The 20,000-nt window shown below is 59.6% G+C and carries 17 protein-coding genes, 1 rRNA gene and 1 pseudogene; 11 read left to right on the top strand and 8 right to left on the bottom strand.

Annotation, left to right across the window (positions count from 1 at the left end; all coding sequences use genetic code 11):
* Nucleotides 1-8 precede the first annotated feature (8 nt).
* Together rrf and INF37_RS15445 are read left to right on the top strand one after the other, a co-directional pair.
* Nucleotides 9-124 (top strand): 5S ribosomal RNA (gene rrf, locus INF37_RS15450).
* A gap of 58 nt (nt 125-182) precedes the next feature.
* On the top strand, nt 183-512 hold the full coding sequence (locus tag INF37_RS15445; protein WP_101693944.1) for a cupin domain-containing protein: 330 nt from the start codon (nt 183-185) through the stop codon (nt 510-512).
* Nucleotides 513-568: 56 nt separating this feature from the next.
* Here the strand turns inward: INF37_RS15445 and INF37_RS15440 are convergent, their stop codons facing one another.
* On the bottom strand, nt 569-1,933 hold the full coding sequence (locus INF37_RS15440; RefSeq protein ID WP_328821095.1) for an MATE family efflux transporter: 1,365 nt from the start codon (nt 1,931-1,933) through the stop codon (nt 569-571).
* Between the two features lie 206 nt (nt 1,934-2,139).
* Between INF37_RS15440 and INF37_RS15435 the strand changes: the two genes are divergently transcribed.
* Nucleotides 2,140-3,339: an ATP-binding protein gene (locus INF37_RS15435; RefSeq protein WP_193539399.1), complete on the top strand. Its 1,200-nt coding sequence runs from the start codon at nt 2,140-2,142 to the stop codon at nt 3,337-3,339.
* Nucleotides 3,340-3,410: 71 nt separating this feature from the next.
* On the opposite strand, the gene INF37_RS15430 is transcribed toward INF37_RS15435, so the two are convergent.
* Nucleotides 3,411-4,205, bottom strand: a complete 795-nt coding sequence (locus tag INF37_RS15430; protein ID WP_180956907.1) for a ZIP family metal transporter — start codon at nt 4,203-4,205, stop codon at nt 3,411-3,413.
* A 70-nt stretch (nt 4,206-4,275) separates the two neighbouring features.
* Nucleotides 4,276-4,647, bottom strand: coding sequence for a metal-dependent transcriptional regulator (locus INF37_RS15425; protein WP_101693941.1), 372 nt, complete (start codon nt 4,645-4,647; stop codon nt 4,276-4,278).
* Nucleotides 4,648-4,894: 247 nt separating this feature from the next.
* On the opposite strand from INF37_RS15425, the gene INF37_RS15420 reads away from it, so the two are divergent.
* The 5 genes from INF37_RS15420 to INF37_RS15400 all read left to right on the top strand — a co-directional run bounded on the left by INF37_RS15420 (nt 4,895) and on the right by INF37_RS15400 (nt 9,183).
* On the top strand, nt 4,895-5,107 hold the full coding sequence (locus tag INF37_RS15420; RefSeq protein WP_101694029.1) for a FeoA family protein: 213 nt from the start codon (nt 4,895-4,897) through the stop codon (nt 5,105-5,107).
* Nucleotides 5,108-5,151: 44 nt separating this feature from the next.
* Complete coding sequence (locus INF37_RS15415) at nt 5,152-5,373, top strand: FeoA family protein (protein WP_101693940.1); 222 nt, start codon at nt 5,152-5,154, stop codon at nt 5,371-5,373.
* Between the two features lie 102 nt (nt 5,374-5,475).
* Entirely contained in the window at nt 5,476-7,644 is a 2,169-nt protein-coding gene (feoB, locus tag INF37_RS15410) for a ferrous iron transport protein B (protein ID WP_193539397.1), read from the top strand.
* 33 nt (nt 7,645-7,677) lie between these two features.
* Entirely contained in the window at nt 7,678-7,842 is a 165-nt protein-coding gene (locus INF37_RS15405; protein ID WP_186964378.1) for a FeoB-associated Cys-rich membrane protein, read from the top strand.
* A gap of 291 nt (nt 7,843-8,133) precedes the next feature.
* Nucleotides 8,134-9,183: an alcohol dehydrogenase gene (locus INF37_RS15400; RefSeq protein ID WP_193539395.1), complete on the top strand. Its 1,050-nt coding sequence runs from the start codon at nt 8,134-8,136 to the stop codon at nt 9,181-9,183.
* Nucleotides 9,184-9,272: 89 nt separating this feature from the next.
* Here INF37_RS15400 and INF37_RS15395 read toward each other — a convergent pair whose 3' ends face one another.
* Nucleotides 9,273-9,764 (bottom strand): flavodoxin family protein, encoded by a 492-nt coding sequence (locus INF37_RS15395; protein ID WP_193539393.1) that lies wholly within the window; start codon nt 9,762-9,764, stop codon nt 9,273-9,275.
* 162 nt (nt 9,765-9,926) lie between these two features.
* Between INF37_RS15395 and INF37_RS15390 the strand changes: the two genes are divergently transcribed.
* On the top strand, nt 9,927-13,130 hold the full coding sequence (locus INF37_RS15390) for a UvrD-helicase domain-containing protein (protein ID WP_193539391.1): 3,204 nt from the start codon (nt 9,927-9,929) through the stop codon (nt 13,128-13,130).
* 47 nt (nt 13,131-13,177) lie between these two features.
* Nucleotides 13,178-14,002, top strand: a complete 825-nt coding sequence (locus INF37_RS15385) for an alpha/beta hydrolase (protein WP_193539389.1) — start codon at nt 13,178-13,180, stop codon at nt 14,000-14,002.
* Between the two features lie 67 nt (nt 14,003-14,069).
* Here the strand turns inward: INF37_RS15385 and INF37_RS15380 are convergent, their stop codons facing one another.
* From INF37_RS15380 to INF37_RS15370, 3 genes are all read right to left on the bottom strand, one after another.
* A complete protein-coding gene (locus tag INF37_RS15380; protein WP_193539387.1) occupies nt 14,070-15,140 on the bottom strand; it encodes a M24 family metallopeptidase in 1,071 nt (356 codons plus the stop codon).
* A 130-nt stretch (nt 15,141-15,270) separates the two neighbouring features.
* A complete protein-coding gene (locus INF37_RS15375; protein ID WP_101694028.1) occupies nt 15,271-16,128 on the bottom strand; it encodes a bifunctional 5,10-methylenetetrahydrofolate dehydrogenase/5,10-methenyltetrahydrofolate cyclohydrolase in 858 nt (285 codons plus the stop codon).
* A gap of 36 nt (nt 16,129-16,164) precedes the next feature.
* Nucleotides 16,165-16,788, bottom strand: a complete 624-nt coding sequence (locus tag INF37_RS15370) for a cyclodeaminase/cyclohydrolase family protein (RefSeq protein WP_456239160.1) — start codon at nt 16,786-16,788, stop codon at nt 16,165-16,167.
* 325 nt (nt 16,789-17,113) lie between these two features.
* Here INF37_RS15370 and INF37_RS15365 point away from each other — a divergent pair, with 325 nt between their 5' ends.
* Nucleotides 17,114-19,678, top strand: a complete 2,565-nt coding sequence (locus INF37_RS15365) for a hybrid sensor histidine kinase/response regulator (RefSeq protein ID WP_193539383.1) — start codon at nt 17,114-17,116, stop codon at nt 19,676-19,678.
* A gap of 77 nt (nt 19,679-19,755) precedes the next feature.
* Here the strand turns inward: INF37_RS15365 and INF37_RS15360 are convergent.
* Nucleotides 19,756-20,000 (bottom strand): annotated as a pseudogene (locus tag INF37_RS15360) (UxaA family hydrolase); the annotation flags it as partial.

Below are 20,000 nucleotides of genomic sequence, written 5' to 3'. Positions count from 1 at the left end.
AAATAGCAGTCGGTGTTGATTGCGGTGAGGGTCCACCCGTTCCCATTCCGAACACGGAAGTTAAGCTCACCTGCGCCGAAAATACTTGTCTGGAGACGGACCGGGAAGATAGGTAATGCCGACACAGGGACGGACAGTGTAAGCTGTCCGTCCTTATTTTATATGCACTGGAGGAGAATAAGATGATCTTGAATTTTGATGCGATGGATTTGACGCTCCTGGAAAAGTTTTATGGCGGTGAGAAAGCCGTTCAGGCAAAAATGCATGTGGATGAGCACAATAAAATCATGCGCAGTGTGCTGGAGCCGGGTGCATCGGTGGGATACCACACCCACGAGACCAGCAGTGAGATCATCTATGTGCTCCAGGGCTCCGGAAAGGTCCTCTATGACGATGGTGAGGAGCGTGTGGAGAGCGGTGTATGCCACTACTGCCCCAAGGGACATGCGCACAGCCTGATCAATGACGGCACGGAGAATCTGGTCTTCTTCGCGGTTGTTCCCAATCAATAAAATAAAATGGCTCTGCATCTTTTTATGAGATGCAGAGCCATTTTTATTCTCTTCCATCAGGGCTGTTCTTCTGAAAACCCATACTTCTGGATTTGGCGGGGCATCCAGTTCCCGCGCACATAGTAGATGATAAACAGCAGGGAAGTGATGCTCCAGGTCATGGGATAGCTGAGCAGGAGGGTACCAAGCGTGCGGTCCAGCGGGAGGACCGTGAAGATCCAGACCACACGCAGTACACACACACCGCCGCAGGTGAGGAGCATGGGCTTCAACGAATCTCCTGTACCGCGGATGGCGCCGGCCATGACCTCCACACAGATAAAGGTGAAGTAGAAGGGGGACATGCGCCAGAGGATAAAAGTGCCGATCTCGATCACCTGGGTATCGGTGGAGAACATACGCAGCAGAGGCTGGGCGCCCAGGGCATACAGTCCGCTGACCAGCAGGGCGGTCACCAGGGAGAGGAGCAGACAGACCCGCACACTCTTCCGGACCCGGTCGTAACGCTGCGCGCCGAAATTCTGCCCCACAAAGGTCGTGATGGAGATGCCGAATGCACCGGAGATCATCCAATAGAAGGCGTCCAGCTTGCAGAAAGCAGTCCACGCTGCCATGGTGCTTGTGCCAAAGGAATTGATGCAGGACTGAATGAGCATATTGGAAATGGTATACATATCGGACTGAAGCCCGGTGGGCAGACCGATGCGGAGAATAGACTTGAGAATATCCGGATGGAACCGGATCTCCTTGCGAGCAATACAGAAAATCGAGTCCGGACGGCAGAGGACCAGCATGACCAATACGGCGCTGACGATCTGTGAGAGTACCGTGGCAAGAGCTACGCCCAGCACTTCCAGACCAAAGCCGACCACAAATATAAGATCCAGTACAATATTGGTCAAACAGGCGGCAATCAGAAAATAGAGAGGCCGCTTCGTATCGCCAATGGCCCGGAGGACGCTGGAACCCACGTTGTAGAGGAAGGAGGCGATGCTTCCTACAAAATAGATCCGCAGATAGATCAGGGAGTAGTCCATGACCTCGGCCGGTGTGCCCATGAGTACCATGACTGGATAGGAGAGGGCGATACCCAACACCATGACGCCCAAACCTGCCGCGATCGCCAGGGCGATGGCCGTATGTACGGTGCGGCGGAGTTCCTGGATCTGCCGTGCGCCATAGTACTGCGCGACGATGACCGTAGCGCCTGAGGAGAGTCCCACAAAGAGATTGACCAGAAAGTTGATGAGGACTGCGGCAGGACCACCCACGGCAGCCAGCGCCTCTGTCCCCACAAAATTACCCACAATGATGGCATCTACGGTGTTATATAGCTGCTGAAAAAAGGTTCCCAATAAAATAGGAAAGAAAAATGAGAGAAGATGCCTCCAGATCGGCCCTTCTGTAATCCGGCTTTGCAAATCGATCGCTCCTTCCCTACCGGCGAACAGTGGAAATATGGCATTCTAAACACAGCATAAAGCAAGGACTGGGGATAAGTCAATGCTATCTGTTGACAGTCCGGTGAGAAGGGCCTAAAATAAAATCTACAAAACTTTAGCGGCAGAAAGAAAAACAGGCTGTATGGCAAGATATTCTGCCGGTGCAGATAAAGGAGAGAGCGGAAATGGAACTGGATCTGCTGCGCTGCTCCCTGCGGGGCGTAGCGGCGTACAAACACCTGATGGATGAGCCGGTGATGCAGCTGGTGATGTCTATGCTGGACGCGCTGCACGACGGGAAGGGGGAAGAGGCGGTAGAACGCTATACCCGCCTTTTCTATACACTCTGGCAGACAGGGAAGCAGGGGCTCTCCGACTGGCTGCATGATGCATTGCGCTATCAGGAGTCTCCCTATGCCTGGCAGGTGGAGCGCGAGGAGCAGGACCCTGTGCTGGAGTCTGCCGCCCGGCGGGACATTCAGACGCTGGCATACTTGGCGGAGTTGGACTGTGAGACGGTGATCCGCGCAATCAGCACCTGTGTCTCGGCTGATTTTGCCCCGGTTCTGGAGGGGCTGCCCCGCTGGACGTGCAGCGCGCCCTTTGACGCGGAGTCCCTCACCGCCTTTTACCGTGCCCATGGCTCGGGACGGTTTGCCCAGTACCGCGCCTTTTTGTGGGAGGAGGGGAAGCTGTGGCCGGTACAGGAGCCGGACAGCCATACGCCTGAGGAGATGATGGGATATGAGCGCCAGCGCGACCAGGTCATCGCCAACACCCGTGCCATGCTGGAAGGCAATCAGGTGAACAATGTCCTGCTCTATGGGGACAGCGGTACCGGAAAATCCGCCACGGTGAAATCCCTCCTCTCCATCCCCGGGTTTGAGGATCTCCGTTTGATCGAAGTCCAGAAGGAGGAGGTCTCCACACTGCCCGACCTGATCCGCACCTTGGGAGGGCGCCGGCGGAAATTCATCCTGTTCATTGATGACCTGGCCTTCGATCAGGACGACCGGACTTATTCTGTTTTGAAGACCATTCTGGAGGGAGGACTGGAGCGCCGGCCCACCAATGTGGCCATCTATGCCACCTCCAACCGCCGCCATCTGGTCCGTCAGACCTTCAGCGACCGGGCCGGAGATGAGGTGGATGCATCGGAGACCATTCAGGAGAAAACCTCTCTGGCCGAGCGCTTTGGTCTGCGCATCCCCTATCTGGCCATGGGCAAGAAGGAATATCTGGAGATGGTGGACCGGATGGCCGCCTATTACGGAGTGGAAATGGAGCAGGAGACCCTCCATGCCGAGGCCGTCAAGTGGGAGATGCACCATCCGGGCCGCACGCCCCGGGTGGTCCGCCAGTTTATTGCCAGCCTGCGGGTCTGATCAGACACAAAAAAAGAGCAGCAAATTTGCTGCTCTTTTTTCTATGCTTCTGTGGAGTGGGGAAAAGAAAATCAGCCCAGGGCAACGTCCAAAATCATCATGACCAGAAAGCCGCCCAGCACGCCGAAGGTTCCCAGATTGGAGTGCTCGCCCAGGTGGGCCTCCGGAATCAGCTCCTCCACCACCACATAGACCATGGCACCCGCGGCAAAGGAGAGGAGCCAGGGCATCAGAGGGCCGATCTGGGGGGCAATCAGTACGGTCAGGATACCAAAGATGGGCTCCACAATGCCGGAGAGGCTGCCGCAGAGAAAGGCCTTCCAGCGGGGCATTCCCTCCTCCCGCAGAGGAATGGAGATGGCTGCACCCTCAGGGAAGTTCTGGATTCCGATTCCGATGGCCAGGGCCATAGCAGAGGTATACAGCGCCCCCTCCCCGCCGTGCTGCGCGGCCAGGGCAAAGGAGAGGCCGACGGCCATCCCTTCCGGAATGTTGTGCAGGGTCACGGCAAAGACAAGAAGTGTGGTCCGCTTCAGACTGCTTGTGATTCCCTCCGGCTGTTTGGCATCTGGATGGAGGTGGGGAAGCAGGCCGTCCAGCACGAGGAGAAACAGGGCGCCCAACAGAAAACCGCCCGCAGCGGGCAGGTATCCGGGGATCCCGGCCGCCTCCGCCTCTTCGATCGCGGGGATGAGCAGGGACCAGACCGAGGCAGCAATCATAACGCCCGCCGCAAATCCCAAGAACAGCTTCTGCGCCGTGGCAGAGCTGCGTCCCCGAAAGAGAAAGACCAATGCCGCCCCAAGTGACGTCATCAAAAAGGTAAAACCTGTGCCGGCAGCAGCCCAGGAAAGTGCTTCCAACATGCAATATCCTCCTAAATGTTAGTTTATGCTAACTTTTGAGTATCCAGTATACAGGAAAAAGCCGGGGAAATCAATCCCCGGCCCGCTGAATGTGCTCTTTAATTTTCTGAAAAGTCTCAGCGCTCAGATCGTGCTCGATGCGGCAGGCATCTGCCGCCGCAGTCTCCGGACTGACGCCCAGCCGCGTCAACCACTCGGTGAGAAGCTGGTGCCGCTCATAGATGGTGCTGGCAATGGCACGGCCCTGGTCGGTCAGCTCAATAAAGCCCTCTTTGTCCATGGAGATATATCCGTTTTCGCGCAGCAGACTCATAGCGCGGCTGACGCTGGGTTTGGAAAAATTCATGTGGCGGACAATGTCAATGGAGCGGACCATGCCGCGCTCTTCTTTCAGCATCAGAATGGTTTCCAGATAATTTTCGGCCGATTCCTGGATTTTCATGAAGGTGCCTCCTCTTCGCCGGAAAGACCTGTGAAGTGTACAAATCAAAACCGGAAAGTTCTTTTCATTTTATCATAAAAAGCAGATTGATACAAGAGACGAGATTTTTTCCAAAAATCCATTGACAAAAGTGGTTAGCCATGGTAAACTAACGCCGTTACAAGGGAGTTAGAAAATGCTAACTCCCTGTTATTCCTGAAAATAGTTAGCTTATTCTAACTTGCGGAAGGATAGGGGTGTTATGTCTATGCCGTTAACGATGGCGCAGGCAGGTGTGGAAAATACCATCCGAAAGATCAGCGGAAAAGACGAAGTGCGCCGTTTTTTGGGGAGCCTCGGCTTTGTGGAGGGGAGCCCGGTCACGGTCATTTCACAGATCGGCGGAAATCTGATCGTCCATGTGAAAGATACGCGTGTTGCACTGGATAAAACCATGGCCAAGCGAATCCTGGTCGGATAAGAAGGCGGTATCAGACGGTGTGTGTGTTGGAAGGAGGAAGAACGATGGCAACATTGCGAACGGTCAAATGCGGTGAGACGGTCACGGTGACCAAGATCCTGGGAGAAGGCGCGCTGCGCCGCCGGATCATGGATATGGGCATCACCAAGGGGACCTCTGTGTTTGTGCGGAAGGTAGCCCCTCTGGGCGATCCGGTGGAGATCACCGTCCGGGGCTATGAACTGTCGATTCGCAAAGGGGATGCGGAAAACATCCTGGTGGAGTGAGTTTTTTGCCCTTTGGTTAGCTTAGAGCAACTAAAAGGCAGAAGATTCTTTCATGTTGGATGAGGCGGAGCAGAGAGGGCTCCGCAAAGAGGAGGGATATCCATGTCAATCAGAATCGCACTTGCCGGAAATCCAAACTGCGGCAAGACTACCATGTTCAATGCCCTGACCGGCGCGGCACAATTTGTGGGAAACTGGCCCGGTGTCACGGTGGAAAAGAAAGAGGGAAAGCTGAAAGGCAGCAAGGATGTGACCATTACCGATCTGCCGGGCATCTATTCTCTCTCCCCCTATACGCTGGAGGAAGTGGTTTCCCGGAATTATCTGATGGAGGAGCGGCCGGACGCCATTTTGAATCTGGTGGACGCCTCCAATATCGAACGCAATCTCTATCTGACCACGCAGCTGACCGAAATGGGGATTCCCGTCGTGGTTGCGCTGAATATGATGGATATTGTGCGGCGCAACGGGGATCAGATCGATGTCCGGAAGCTGAGCCAGGCACTGGGCTGTCCGGTGGTGGAGACCTCCGCGGTCAAGGGCGAGGGCTGTGTGGCCGCCGCACAGGAGGCGGCCAACCTGGTGCGGACCGGGCAGAGTACCCAGCCGGGCCACACCTTCTCCAGCCGCGTGGAGCAGGCGCTGCAAGAGATCATGGATCTGATCGGCGGCGTGGTACCCGGTGAGAGCCTGCGCTGGTATGCGGTCAAGTTCTTTGAGCGGGACGAGAAGGTCCTGGAGCGCTTCCAGATGGGAGAGGATCTCAAAAGCCGTCTGGATGGAATCATCCAGGCGGTGGAGACAGAGCTGGACGACGACAGCGAATCCATCATCACCAACGAGCGCTATGAGTATATTGCCCGTGTGGTGAGCGGATGCGTGAAGAAGAGCCGCCGGGGCATGTCGGCCTCGGACAAAATCGACCGCATTGTGACCAACCGTATTTTGGCGCTGCCCATTTTTGCGGCAGTCATGTATCTGGTCTATGCCATTTCCATGGGAAATCTGCCCTTCTCCATCGGCAGCATGGCCACTGGATGGACCAACGACGTGCTGTTCGGGGCATGGGTCCCGGACGCCCTCAACGGCTTCCTGGAGAGCGTGGGCTGCGCGCCCTGGCTCCAGGGACTGATCGTAGACGGCATCGTGGCCGGCGTGGGCGCGGTGCTGGGCTTTGTCCCCCAGATGCTGGTGCTGTTCCTGCTGCTGTGCATCCTGGAGGATGTGGGCTACATGGCGCGGATCGCCTTCATTATGGACCGGATCTTCCGCCGGTTTGGCCTCTCCGGCAAGAGCTTTATCCCCATGCTGGTGGCCACCGGATGCGGCGTGCCCGGAATCATGGCCTCCCGTACCATTGAGCAGGACCGGGATCGGAAGCTGACGGTCATGACCACAGGCTTTATCCCCTGCGGGGCGAAGATGCCCATCATCGGACTCTTTGCCGGGGCCATTTTCGGTGGTTCCAGCTGGGTGGCGGTCTCCGCCTACTTCATCGGTGTGGCCGCGGTGGTCACTTCGGGCGTAATCCTGAAAAAGACCCGGATTTTTGCCGGGGATCCCGCTCCCTTTGTGATGGAGCTGCCGGCCTACCACATCCCCAAGGCGGCCAATATCCTCCGGGGCACCTGGGAGCGCGGCTGGTCCTTTATCAAGCGGGCAGGCACGGTGATCCTGCTCTCCTCCATTGTCCTCTGGTTCTTCCAGGGCTTTGGCGTGGTGGACGGACAGTTCCAGATGGTGGAGGACAACAACACCTCCCTGCTGGCCGCGGTGGGCGGCGTGGTGGCTCCCATCTTTGCTCCCATCGGCTTTGGTACCTGGCAGGCCACCGTGGCCACCGTCACCGGTTTGATCGCAAAAGAGAATGTGGTCTCTACCTTCGGTGTCCTCTTTGGCCTGGGCGCGGAGGTGACCGAGGAATCCTCCGAACTGCTGGCGGCTGTGGGAACACAGTTTACCGGTCTGACTGCATACAGCTTTATGATCTTTAACCTGCTCTGCGCGCCCTGCTTTGCAGCCATGGGCGCCATCAAGCGGGAGATGAACAGTCCCAAGTGGACGGTGGCAGCCATCGGCTATATGTGCGGCTTTGCCTATCTGGTCTCCCTGATGGTCTATCAGTTCGGCCTGCTGGCCCAGGGCCAGTTCAGCGCCTGGACCGTTGTGGCCTTTGCCGTTCTGGCGAGCATGGTGTATCTGCTCTTCCGGAAGGGATACCAGGGCGAGAGCAGCCGCCTGCGGGCTGTGGACGCGGTAAGCGCATCATGAATTTCTAACAATACAGGAAAGGAGGGCGTATCCATGCCCTATCTCTCAACCATTCTGATCGGCCTGGTCGTTCTGGCGGTGGTCGCGTTTGCCGTCCGGTGTACCTGGAAGGAAAAAAAGAAGGGCGGCTGCTCCTGCGGCGGAAGCTGCGGAGGATGCTCCGGGCACTGTCATGACGCCCATCCTTCCGCCAAATAAGTAAAAGATAATACCTTTCTCCTACTTTTCTCCAAACAACCCACAGAGGGGGACGCCAAGTGGCGTCCCCCTCTGTGGGTTTCTCTATTTCTTCGGCGTGCTTGGAACGCCGGAATGGACCGGGGCGGGCGGTACGGGAGGCGGATTCCAGCGCAGACCGACCCAACAGGTGGGTGATGCCATCGAGAGACCTCCTTTCCAAACTCCGTCTGAGATACTCTATGCGGGGGACGGATTGTCTCAGACCGGAAACTGTGCTACACTGGGAAAAAAGAAAGGGGCGTGTATGGGATGGAGACCATGTTGGCCATGGTATACCGGGGCGTAGGGGACATTGGATTGGAACGCCGCCCGATTCCACGGATCTGTGACCCCCGAGACGCGGTGGTGCGGGTGACCCGCTCCACCATCTGCACCAGTGATCTGCACATTGCCCATGGCGCGGTGCCCCGGGCCGTGCCCGGGATCGTTCTGGGGCACGAGTTCGTGGGGGAGATCGTCGCCGTAGGAGAGGCGCTGAAGGGCCGGCTCCACGTGGGAGAGCGGGTGGCCGCCTGCTGTGAGACCTTCTGCGGGGAGTGCTGGTTCTGCCGCCGGGGCTACGTGAACAACTGTACCCAGGGCGGCTGGGAGCTGGGCTGCCGCATCGACGGCTGTCAGGCGGAGCATGTCCGGGTCCCCTTTGCAGATACGGGCCTCACTCCCATCCCAGATCATGTGAGCGATGAGGATGCGCTCTTTCTGGGGGATATTCTGGCCAGCGGGTATTTTGGCGCGGAGCTGTGCGAGATCCAGACCGGGGACACGGTGGCCGTGCTGGGCGCTGGACCGGTGGGCCTGTGCGCCATGGAGTGCGCCCGTCTGCTGGGCGCGGGACAGGTCATCGCCATCGAGCCCCGCAAGGAGCGGCGGGAGCTGGCCAGGGCAGAGGGCCTGGCCGATGTGGTCCTGGCGCCTGGGGAGAGCGGTGAAATTCTGGCGCGGACCGAGGGCCGCGGTGCGGACGGCGTGATCGAGTGCGCCGGGGGAGCGGACACCTTCCAGACCGCCTGGCAGATCGCCCGCCCCAACGGAATCGTGGCCGTAGTGGCCATGTATGAGCAGAACCAGGTCCTGCCGCTGCCCGAGATGTATGGGAAGAATCTGATCTTCAAGACCGGCGGGGTGGACGCCCACCATGGGCAGCGACTGATGGATCTGCTGGCCGCCGGCCGTCTGCGCACCGATTTTCTCATTACCCACCGGGGCGGACTGGACCGGATCGAGGAGGGATACCGGGTCTTTTCTGATCCGGAGAGCGGATGCATCAAATGGGTGGTCACGCCGCCCGGAGAAGGGTAGAGAGGAAAGAAATCTGTTCCCAAGACAAAAAATACGCCCGCACAGCTCGAACCGGGGCTGTGCGGGCGTATTTGTATATGGAAAGGAAATCAGGCGCCAAAGAGCTCCAGCGCCTTGGAGGCCATGCGCGTGCCGTAGGCCCGGAAGGTGGGGGCGTATTTGGCCAGATCGTCGCTGATGGCAACGGGGCCCAGATGGATGTAGGGCTTGCCCCAGGAGCCGCCGCCCGAATAGACCAGCATACCCCGCACCATGAAGTGGGTCAGGATGCCCTGCACCGCCATGTCGCCGCCGCCGTGGACATAGTCCGCCGTGGCAAAGGCGCCGCCCAGTTTGCCGGCCAGGCCGTATTTGCCGCTCTCGGTGTCCAGCCAGGTCTTGACCTGACCGGCCATGCAGGCCAGATAGGAGGGGGTGCCCAGCACCACGCAGGAGCTCTCCCGGAGGAAATCTTCGTCGATGGAGTCCAGGGAAAAGGCCCGGGCCTGAGCGCCTTCCACACTGTTCATGCCGGATACGATCTCCTCGGCCATGTCACGGGTATGTCCGGAGCGGGAAAAATAGAGTACGGATAGTTTCATGCCAAATTGCCTCCTGTGTTTTGTCTCGGTATGGACATTATAAAACCCTCCGGCGGGAAAGACAAGGCCTTGCACAGAAGCGGAAAACGTACTATCATGGAACAAACGACAGGAAACCGGGGCGGGAAAGGCGCTCCGGCCGGAGAAAGAGGGGAAGATGATATGCGGATTGCGGACCTGCACATCCATTCCAAATATTCCAGGGCGACCAGCCGGGACTGCGTGCCCGCGGCACTGGATTTCTGGGCCAGACGCAAGGGCATCCATCTGGTGGGAACCGGGGATTTTACCCACCCGGCCTGGCGGGCCGAGCTGACGGAACAGCTGGTTCCCGCGGAGGAGGGGCTCTATACCCTGAAAGAGGAGGCGATCCGCCCGGGCGCCCTCCCGGTGGAGGAGGCCCCTCGCTTTGTGGTCAGCGGGGAGATCAGCACCATCTACAAGAAAAACGGTGCGGTGCGCAAGGTGCACAGCCTGATCGTGCTGCCCGACCTGGAGCGGGCGGAGGTCCTCTCCCGGCGGCTGGAGGCCATCGGCAACCTGCACTCAGACGGGCGTCCCATCCTGGGACTGGACTGCCGGGACCTGCTGGAGATCACGCTGGAGGCCGCCCCCAACGCCATTTTTATTCCCGCCCACATCTGGACGCCGCACTTTTCCCTGTTCGGCGCCTTTTCCGGCTTTGATACCATTGAGGAGTGCTTTGAGGACCTGACCCCCCATATCCATGCGCTGGAGACCGGCCTCTCCTCCGATCCGCCCATGAACTGGCGCTGGTCGGCCCTGGACCGCTTCCACCTGGTCTCCAACTCGGATGCCCACTCGCCTTCCAAGCTGGGGCGGGAGGCAAACCTCCTGGAGATCCCCTATTCCTACACTGCGCTGGAAAAGGCCCTGCGGACCGGGCGGGGATTGAAGGGAACGGTGGAGTTCTTTCCGGAGGAGGGAAAGTACCACTACGACGGCCACCGCAACTGCAAACAGTGCCTCTCCCCCCAGGAGGCCGAGGCGGTGGGCGGGGTCTGCCCGGTCTGCGGCAAACGGCTGACCACCGGCGTGCTCCACCGGGTGGAGCAGCTGGCCGACCGGCCGGAGGGGTATGTGCGCCCCAGAGCGCCGGTCTATGAGCGGTTGGCGCCGCTGCCGGAGGTTCTCTCCGCCACACTGGGCGGCGCTCCGGAGTGCAAGCGCAACCAGCTGCGCTATGAGGAGATGCTGCAAAAACTGGGGCCGGAGTTCCACATCCTGCGGGAGGTGCCTATCGAGGACATTGCGGCGGTGGCTGGCCCCTGCGTGGCCGAGGGCATCCGCCGCCTGCGGGCGGGAAAGGCCCTGTGGCAGCCCGGCTTTGACGGGGAGTATGGCAGGATGACCCTCCTCACCGAGCAGGAGAAGGAGGCCTTCAGCGGGCAGGTGAGCCTCTTTGGCTGCGACGTTCCAAAGGCCAAAAAGAGGAGTGTTTCCACCCGGGAAAAGCATACGGTGGAAAAACCGGTCCCGGCGGAAGAGCCGCAGGCGCCCCGGCCGGAAGCCCTCAATGCCGCCCAGCAGAGTGCCGTATGTGCCGGTGAACGGGCGGTAGCTGTGGTGGCCGGGCCGGGCACCGGAAAGACCAAGACCCTGGTCTCCCGGATTCTGTGGCTGCTGGAACAGGGGGAGCGCCCCTCAGAGATCGCGGCGGTGACCTTTACCAACAAGGCGGCGGCTGAGCTGCGGGAGCGGCTGGAGCAGGCGCTGGGAGACCGGCGGCTCATGAGCGGCATGACCATCGGTACCTTCCACTCCATCGCACTCCACCTGCTCTCCCGGGAAGAGCCGGTAGGGCTGGTGGGCGAGTATGAGGCCCTGGAGCTGGCGGGACAGGTCCTGCGCGCCCTCGGCATGTCCCTGCCGCCCAAGCGGCTGCTCCAGGCGGTCTCCCGCCGGAAAAACGGCATGGAAGAGCCGGGAGACGGGGAGCTGGAGCAGGCCTGTGCCTTTTACGACCGCCGTCTGGCCGAGCGGGGGATGATGGACTATGACGACCTGCTCCTGCAGACGCTGGAGGAGTGGGAGGGAAAGAGCCGGAGCGACGCGCGCAAGTTCCGCCACCTGCTGGTGGATGAATTTCAGGACTGCAACCCCATGCAGTACCGCCTGCTCCGGGCGTGGAACCGTCTGGGCCGCAGCCTCTTTGTGATCGGGGACCCGGACCAGTCCATCTATGCCTTCCGGGGTTCCGATCCGGCCTGCTTTTCCCGGCTGGCGGAGGATAACCCTCAGCTGCGCACCATCCATTTGACGGAGAACTACCGCTCCACGCCGGAGATCCTGGAATGTGCCCTGGCGGTCATCCGGCACAACGGGGGTGAGGAGCGTGTCCTCCATGCCGCCGGGCACAGTGGGGCAAAGGTGCGCCTGGTGCATACCGGAAGCGACCGGGCCGAGGCCGTCTTTGTGGCCCGGGAGATCAACCGCCTGGTGGGCGGAATCGATCTGCTGGATGCCCGCCGTCACCAGGACCGGGGGCGGAACTGGAGCTTTTCCGATCTGGCGGTCTGCTACCGCACCCGACATCAGGCCGGGGTGCTGGAGCAGTGCCTGCGGCGAGAGGGGATCCCCTGCCGGGTCGCCGGGCGGGATGATTTCCTCCACGACGACACAGTGCGGGGCGCGCTGTGCTTTTTCCGGGTGCTGCTGGAAGCGACGGATACGCTGGCGCTGGAGGCGGCACTGCGTCTGATCTGGAACGTTCCGGCGGACCTGGTCCGGGCGGTGTCCCACACCTGGGCCGTCACCGAGGGAGATGCGGCCCAGCGGGTCAAGGCGGTGGAGCAGGACTATGGGGAGCTGACCATCCTGCGCCCCTGGCTGGAGCTGACCGCCTTCTTTGGCCAGCAGGCCGACTGGGAGCGCCCCTGGCGGCTGCTGGAGCGCTGGGCCGGGGCAGCGGGCTGTACCGGCTCCGACGCCCTGGAGAAGCTGATGGGCATGGCCTCCTTCTATAAGACCATGCCCGGACTGCTGGAAGGGGTCGCTCTGGGAGGCGAGGGGGACCTGTGGCGGCGCTCCGGCGAATATGACGCGGGGGCAGTGACGCTGATGACCCTCCACGCCGCCAAGGGACTGGAATTCCCGGTGGTCTTTCTCTGCGGAGTGCGCAAGGGCGTGCTGCCGCTGGAATCGGAGCGCCATCCGGTGGACGGCGGCGAGGAGCGGCGCCTCTTCTACGTGGGGATGACCCGGGCCAGAGAGGAGCTGATCCTGCTCACCTCGGGGGAGGAGCCCTCTCCCTTCCTGGCGGAGCTGCCCTCCGCGCTGGTGGAGCGGGAGGAGGCCCAGGGACGCCCCAGAGAATATGAGAGCGGTCAGATCAGCCTGTTCTGACGGCCTTCGTTTGGTAACTGTGAACCCCAAAAAGGAGCGAGAGACCCATGAATTATCAGATCCATGAGATCCCGGCGGGGGCGGGAGGCCCCACGGCAAAGCTGTCCCTCTATCTGTGGGACAATTCGGAGGAGTTGGACGACGGGCTGCTTCGGCCCATGGTGGTGATCTGTCCCGGGGGTGGATATGCCATGACCTCCGACCGGGAGGGGGAGGCCATTGCGCTTAAGTGTATGACCATGGGGGCCCATGCGGCGGTGCTGCGCTACTCCGTGGCACCGGCACGCTTTCCCACCGCCCTTTTGCAGCTGGCAAACGCCGTATCTCTCATCCGCCGTCACGCGGCGGAGTGGTATGTGGACCCGCAGCGCATCGTGGTGCAGGGCTCCTCGGCAGGGGGGCACCTGGCCGCCTGTCTGGGGGTGTTCTGGAAGGCCGACTTCCTCACCCAGGCGCTGGGCACCCCGCCGGAGCTGCGCCGTCCCAACGGCCTGATGCTGAGCTATCCGGTTATTACCATGGGACAATTTGGTCACCGGGGGAGCGCGGAGAACCTGCTGGCCGAGCGGGAGGAGGAGCTGCGGGATTTCCTCTCCCTGGAAAAACAGGTGAACGACGATGTGCCGCCGGTCTTCCTCTGGCATACTTTCACCGATGAGAGCGTGCCGGTGGAAAATTCCCTCCTCTTTGTCCAGGCGCTGCGCGCCCATCGGATCTCCACGGAATTTCACCTCTACCCGGTGGGACGGCACGGTATCGGGACCGCCGGACCTCTCACCGCCGGGCGGGATAACCGGGGCCTCCAGATCGAGTGTGCCAGTTGGATGGATCTGGCGGAGACCTGGCTCCACGGCTTGGGGAAACGTCCATAGAGCCCAAAATAAAAAACGGATGGTATATCTTCTTAGAAGATATACCATCCGTTTTTGCAAAAGCGGCTTATCCCACCACTTGCAGATCCTTGGGATAGTGGTTGAGCACTTCGCAGCCGTCCTCCGTCACCAGCACCAGATCCTCAATGCGTACGCCAAATTTCCCGGGCAGATAGATGCCCGGCTCCACGGAAAAGACCATGCCGGGCTCCAGGGGAGTGTCCGAGACGCCGCTCACGTCCGGGGGCTCGTGGCAGTCAAGACCGCAGCCGTGGCCCAGTCGGTGGGTAAAATAGGGACCGTATCCGCCCTTGGTGATGATGTCCCGGGCGCAGCGGTCCAGATCGGAGAGGAGGACGCCGGGGCGGACCATGGCCTCGGCTGCCTCGTTGGCCTGGCGGACCAGCTCATAGACCTCCCGCTGCTTGTCGCTGACGGTCTGGTAGAAGACGGTGCGGGTCATGTCGCACCAGTAGCGGGAGATGGGGGTAAAGATGTCAAAGATCACACTGTCCCCGGGCTGAAGCACGGTGGAATCGCCGCTGTGGTGGGGGTCTGCACCATTGGCGCCGAAGCAGACCAGCTGTCTGCCCTCACAGTCGGCCCCACGGGCCACAAATTCCCGGTTGACCAGCGCGGCAAGCTCATTTTCCCGCACGCCGGGACGGATGGCGCCAATGGCAGCGGCCACCACCTGGTCGTTCATGGCCGAGCTGTGGCGCATGGCGGCGCGCTCGGCCTCATCCTTCAATTTGCGGCACAGGTCCACCGGCATGGAACCGTGGACAGGACGCACATCGGGGCGGTGCTCCATCAGGCCAATGAGAAATTTGCTGTACCAGAACTTGTCCACACCCAGGGTCCCGGGCTGGACTGCGCGGGCCAGATCGGCCACCGGGTCCTCCCCGTCTTTGTGGGTGACCACCGGCAGCTCCGGTGTGGAGGGGAGACCAAAGATCTCATTGCCGTACAGGACGGCCTTTCCCTCTGCGTCCAGGTAGAGAGCCAGCAGACGCTCGTGGGGCTCCACCCAGAAGCCGGTGAGGTAGTAGACCGATGTGGTGGCGGTAATGAGGATCTGGGAGAGTCCGGCGGCTTTCATCTCCGCCGTGACACGGGAGATACGGGACATTTCCATAGATACACTTCCTTTGAACAGATAAAGGGGCCGGCACTCTGCCGGCCCCTTCATTATAGCATAATTTGATCTGGCTGAGCGATCTTTTCCGTGTAGAAGCGTGCGGAAAAACAGCTGTGTGCAGAGCGGTTTACGCCATGCCGCAGGTGCGCTCGGCCGCCTCCACCACATGGCCCACCAGAACACAGGTGGTGACCGACCCGACGCCGCCCGGAACCGGAGTGATGGCGTCCACCACCGGCTCTACCGCGTCAAAGGCCACATCGCCGCAGAGCTTGCCCTCAGCGTTGACGTTGATGCCCACGTCCACCACGACCTGGCCGGGGGAGACATAGGAGGCATCCACCACGCCGGCCTTGCCGGCGGCAACCACCAGGATCTCGGCCTCCCGGCAGACTGCGGGCATATCCACCGTGCGGGTGTGGCAGAGGGTGACCGTGGCGTTTTTCTGGAGCAGCATCATGGCCACGGGCTTACCGACGACCAGGCTGCGGCCCACCACCGTGACCCGCTTGCCGGTGAGATCATAGCCGTAATGGGCCAGGATCTCCATGCAGGCCTGGGCGGTACAGGGGGGGAAGCCCCGCTTCACACCGGCGAATACACCGGCCAGAGAGCCGTCGGTGATTCCGTCCACGTCCTTTTCCGGAGCGAGGGCGCGGCGCACCGTCTCGTCATCCATATGCTTGGGCAGCGGGCGGAAGAGCAGACAGCCGTGGATCTCCGGATCCCGGTTGACCTGATCGATGACCTGGAGCAGCTCCTCCTGAGAGGCGTCGGCGGGGAGGACAAAGGAGCGCACGGCCACGCCGATCTTTTCACAGCGCTTGGTGGCGCCGCGCTCATAGCTCAGATCATCCTCCCGCTCTCCGACCCGGACAATGGCCAGCGTGGGAGAGATCCCGCGGTCTTTCAGGGCCTGGGTACGCTGGACCAGCGCGTCGGTCAGGGCGGCGGCAACCTCTTTGCCGGAGAGAATGGTAGACATGTACATCACCTTTCCTTTTTCAGTGTGCGGCTGCGCTCAGCGCAGACGGCCCAGCACCTGTGTGTAGATCTCGTCTGCCAGGGGGACATATTTGGAGAGCATGGCCTCGGCTTTCTCTTCCAGTGCCCGGGCCTTCTCCCGATCCGCCATGGACTTGGTGTTGATGAAGACGTTCAGACTGGCGCCCTGGAGGGCCGCCCTGCAGAAGAGAACACCCACGCCCACATCAGAGATGGCAATGGCAGAGCCCATGCGGGCATAGTCCCGGTGCAGCTCGATGGCCTCGCACAGGGCGCTCATGATCTCCATGGGGACGGAGCAGGCGGTGTTCAGGGCCTGTTCCATGACCTGCTCCTTATAGGCGCGCTGCTGCTCCGTGTCCTTAGGCAGGCCATAGGCGCGGGAGAGGGGTTCGAAGACCTCGGCGTCGGCGGCTACCAGATCCACCAGTTTCTGGCGCAGTGCCTCCGAGCGCTGATCCAGCGCGATGATATCGTCTTGTACATCGGCGTATTTCTTCTTTCCGACGGTGAGATTCCCCACCATATTGCCCAGAGCCACGCCGACGGCGCCTACCAGGGCGGACGCGCCGCCGCCGCCCGGAACCGGGGCCTTGGAGGCCAGCGCCTCCAGAAATTCCGTACAGGTCTGTGTCGCGATATTCATAGGATCCCTCACTTTGCCTTTTTTCAGAAATATCCGCATTGGTTGAAATCTCTGTTCCATAATCATAACTGACTGGTTTAAAAAAAGCAATACTCGCGAGTATAGAAATACATATTTTGGAGGGAAAAACTTCACGCCCGGACTGCGCCGCCTGGAAGAGACCGAGCGGTGACCCGGCTCAGAAGTGCGCTGGCAGAGCAGAACCGCCTGGAAGAGAAAATGGCAAAACAAGCGGTCGTTGACATCGTTTTCCACAGCAAGTACAATAGAAAAGAAGCTCTGTGGCCGAAAAAGGGGCAGAGCACGAAGGAGCGATAGCATGAAGCGAAATGGTGGAAAATCCGTTCATAGCAACGGACCAAAGTCCATCTGGAAGCAGATGCGTTTTAATCTGTTGGTGGTGACAGCGTTTGCGGTATCAGCCGTGCTGGGATTGACGTTGCTGCAGGATACCCTGCTGGAAAACTCCCAAAATGTAGGGCAGTCTTTGGCGCAGAGCTACTCGGTGGAGGAGGAGCGCAACATCACCGTTTTTGAAATGCTGATGGAATTTGGGACGGAGTATTTGGACCAGCAGCTTCAGGAGAATGCCTCCCATGAGAGCGTACAGCACTGGATGAGCGGCTTTTTTGATACGGTCCGAAATATGTTTGGGACGGCGGTGATCGATCCCTATGCGGTGGTCGATGGAGAGATCATTGCGGCCAATTACTGGGAAGGCGACGAGACGTATGATGTAAATCAGACCGAGTGGTATCAAAAAGCCATTGCAGCCGATGGAGCGATTGCCTTTACTGATGCATATATGGACGCCATTACCGGGCGTTCGGTCATTACCATTGCCAAAAAGTGCAGCAATTCCAACGATGTGATGGCCTTTGATATTTTCCCGGAAAATTTTCAGGTAGCGGTGAATCCGCAGAATCTTCCGGAGGGAAGCTCCTACTATCTGTGCGATACCAAGGGTACCCTTTTGTATGCGCATACCGAGATGCCCAGCGACTCTGAGGAGATGCAGGAGTATATCAAACGACTCTTTGACCAGATCCAGGCCGGAGAGATGGCCGATCCCGAGGATTTTATCTATGACGTTCAGGGGGCCAAGCGGGGCGCCTACTATACCACGGCGCCCAATGGATGGATGTCCATCATTACGGTTCCCTTCAGTACGATTTTGGGCGATCTTCAGACCTTTACGATCTGGTTTTTGCTGCTGCTCATCGTGCTGCTGCTCATTGTCGTGGGAATGAGCGCGCGGGAGTATGTGCTCAACCGCCGAATCGAACGGACCAACGAGACGGCGCGGGTACTGGGAAACTCCTACTATGCCATCTACCGGGTCAATGTGGAGCAGGAGACCTATGACATGATCAAGGGCTCGGATTATATCCGGGGATGCCTGCCTCAGCAGGGGGCCTATACCGATCTGCTGCATCAGCTCAGCTCGGTGATTGAGAGCGGGACCTATCAGGAATTTCAGGACAGCTTTTCCATTGAAAATATCCGGAGCCTGATGCTGCGGCGTGTCCGGAATTTCGGAGGAGATTTCCGGCGGGTCTTTGATCAGGAGCTGCGCTGGGTCCAGGTACAGATGCTCTTTGATGAGTCCCTGAACCGGGGCGAGGTGGTGCTCTGCTTCCGGGAGATCGATGCAGAGAAGCAGCGGCAGCTTCAGCAGATGCAGCTGCTCCAGGATTCTTTGGAGGCAGCCCGCAAAAGCGAGCAGTCGCAGAAGAACTTCTTTTCCTCGGTCTCCCATGAAATGCGCACGCCTCTGAATGCGATTCTGGGTCTGACCGAATTGGCCGGGAAGTATGTGAAGGACGCGGAGCGGATCCAGGATTATCTGGATAAGATCGAGACCTCCAGCCGTCAGCTTTTGGGACTAATCAATGATATTTTGGAATTGTCCCGGATGGAGCAGGGCAGAATGACGCTGGACCGGCACAGCTTCAATCTGCGCACCTGTGTTGCGGGCTGTGCGGAGGTATTCCGTCCGCAGGCCGAGAAGGAGAAAAAGAAGTTTGAGATCGCCATCGATCTGAGAGAAGAACAGGTCTATGGGGACTCCTTCCGGGTTGGACAGATTTTGAATAACTTGCTGTCCAACGCGTTCAAATTCAGCGGGGAAGGAGATTCCATCTCGGTTTCCGTGCGGCAGATCGATCACCAGAAACATGCCAAGTACCAAATCAGGGTCTCCGATACCGGAGCCGGTATGTCCAAAGAGTTTTTGGAGCGGATCTATATTCCCTATGAACGGGAGACCCACTTTGGGGCCAAGCACGTACTGGGGACGGGCCTTGGAATGCCCATTGTCAAGAGCCTGGTATCGCAAATGGGGGGCGAAATCGTGGTTGAGAGCGCCCTGGGAGAGGGCACTACGTTCACGGTGACCCTTCCGCTGGAAGTCGCCCAGGAGGAGCCTGAGGTGGCGGAGAAGAAAGCATCCCATTCGGCCGGGACAGCAGACGGGCTGCAGGGAAAACACATTCTCCTGGCGGAGGACAATGCCATCAATATGGAGATTGCCACCGAGCTTTTGCACATGCATGATATGTCTGTGACGCAGGCATGGAACGGCAGAGAAGCTGTGGAATGTTTCCGGAACTCCCCGCCCTTTGGCTTTGATGCGATCCTGATGGATATGCAGATGCCGGAGATGGGGGGCTGTGAGGCGGCCAGGATGATTCGCAGTCTGGACCGTCCCGATGCGCTGGAGGTCCCCATCCTTGCAGTGACTGCGAACGCCTTTGCGGAGGATATTGCAGCCACGGTAGACGCGGGAATGAATGCCCATATCTCTAAGCCGATTGATTTTGAGATCCTCTCGACCACGCTGCGGGATCTGATCCAAATACGGGAAGAACAGCATAAGGAATGAGGGCGTTTCGAAATCCTTTGAAAAAGCAAAACGAGCGGACTCCAAAAGGAGTCCGCTCGTTTTTATCTTTTTGAGAATTACACGTAGTTGCACACGCGGGCAATGGCCATTTCCATGTAGCCGAGAGACTCGGCCTTGGTCTGCTTGCCGCTGGCCACGTCGGCCACCAGCTGCAGGAGCTCGTCGCCCATCTGAGTGAGATCTCCGCCGTAGATGATGGGGGAGGCATCCACATCGATGTTATCCTCCATGTTGGCGAAGGTGATGCGGTTGCCGGTGATCTTGATGACGGGGGCGATGGGGTTGCCGGTGGGGGTGCCGC

The organism is Pseudoflavonifractor gallinarum (genome assembly GCF_014982855.1).
GTDB classification, from domain to species: domain Bacteria; phylum Bacillota; class Clostridia; order Oscillospirales; family Oscillospiraceae; genus Pseudoflavonifractor_A; species Pseudoflavonifractor_A gallinarum.
The sequence above is the reverse complement of the archived record's forward strand: the minus strand, read 5'-3'. Positions and strand labels throughout refer to the sequence as shown.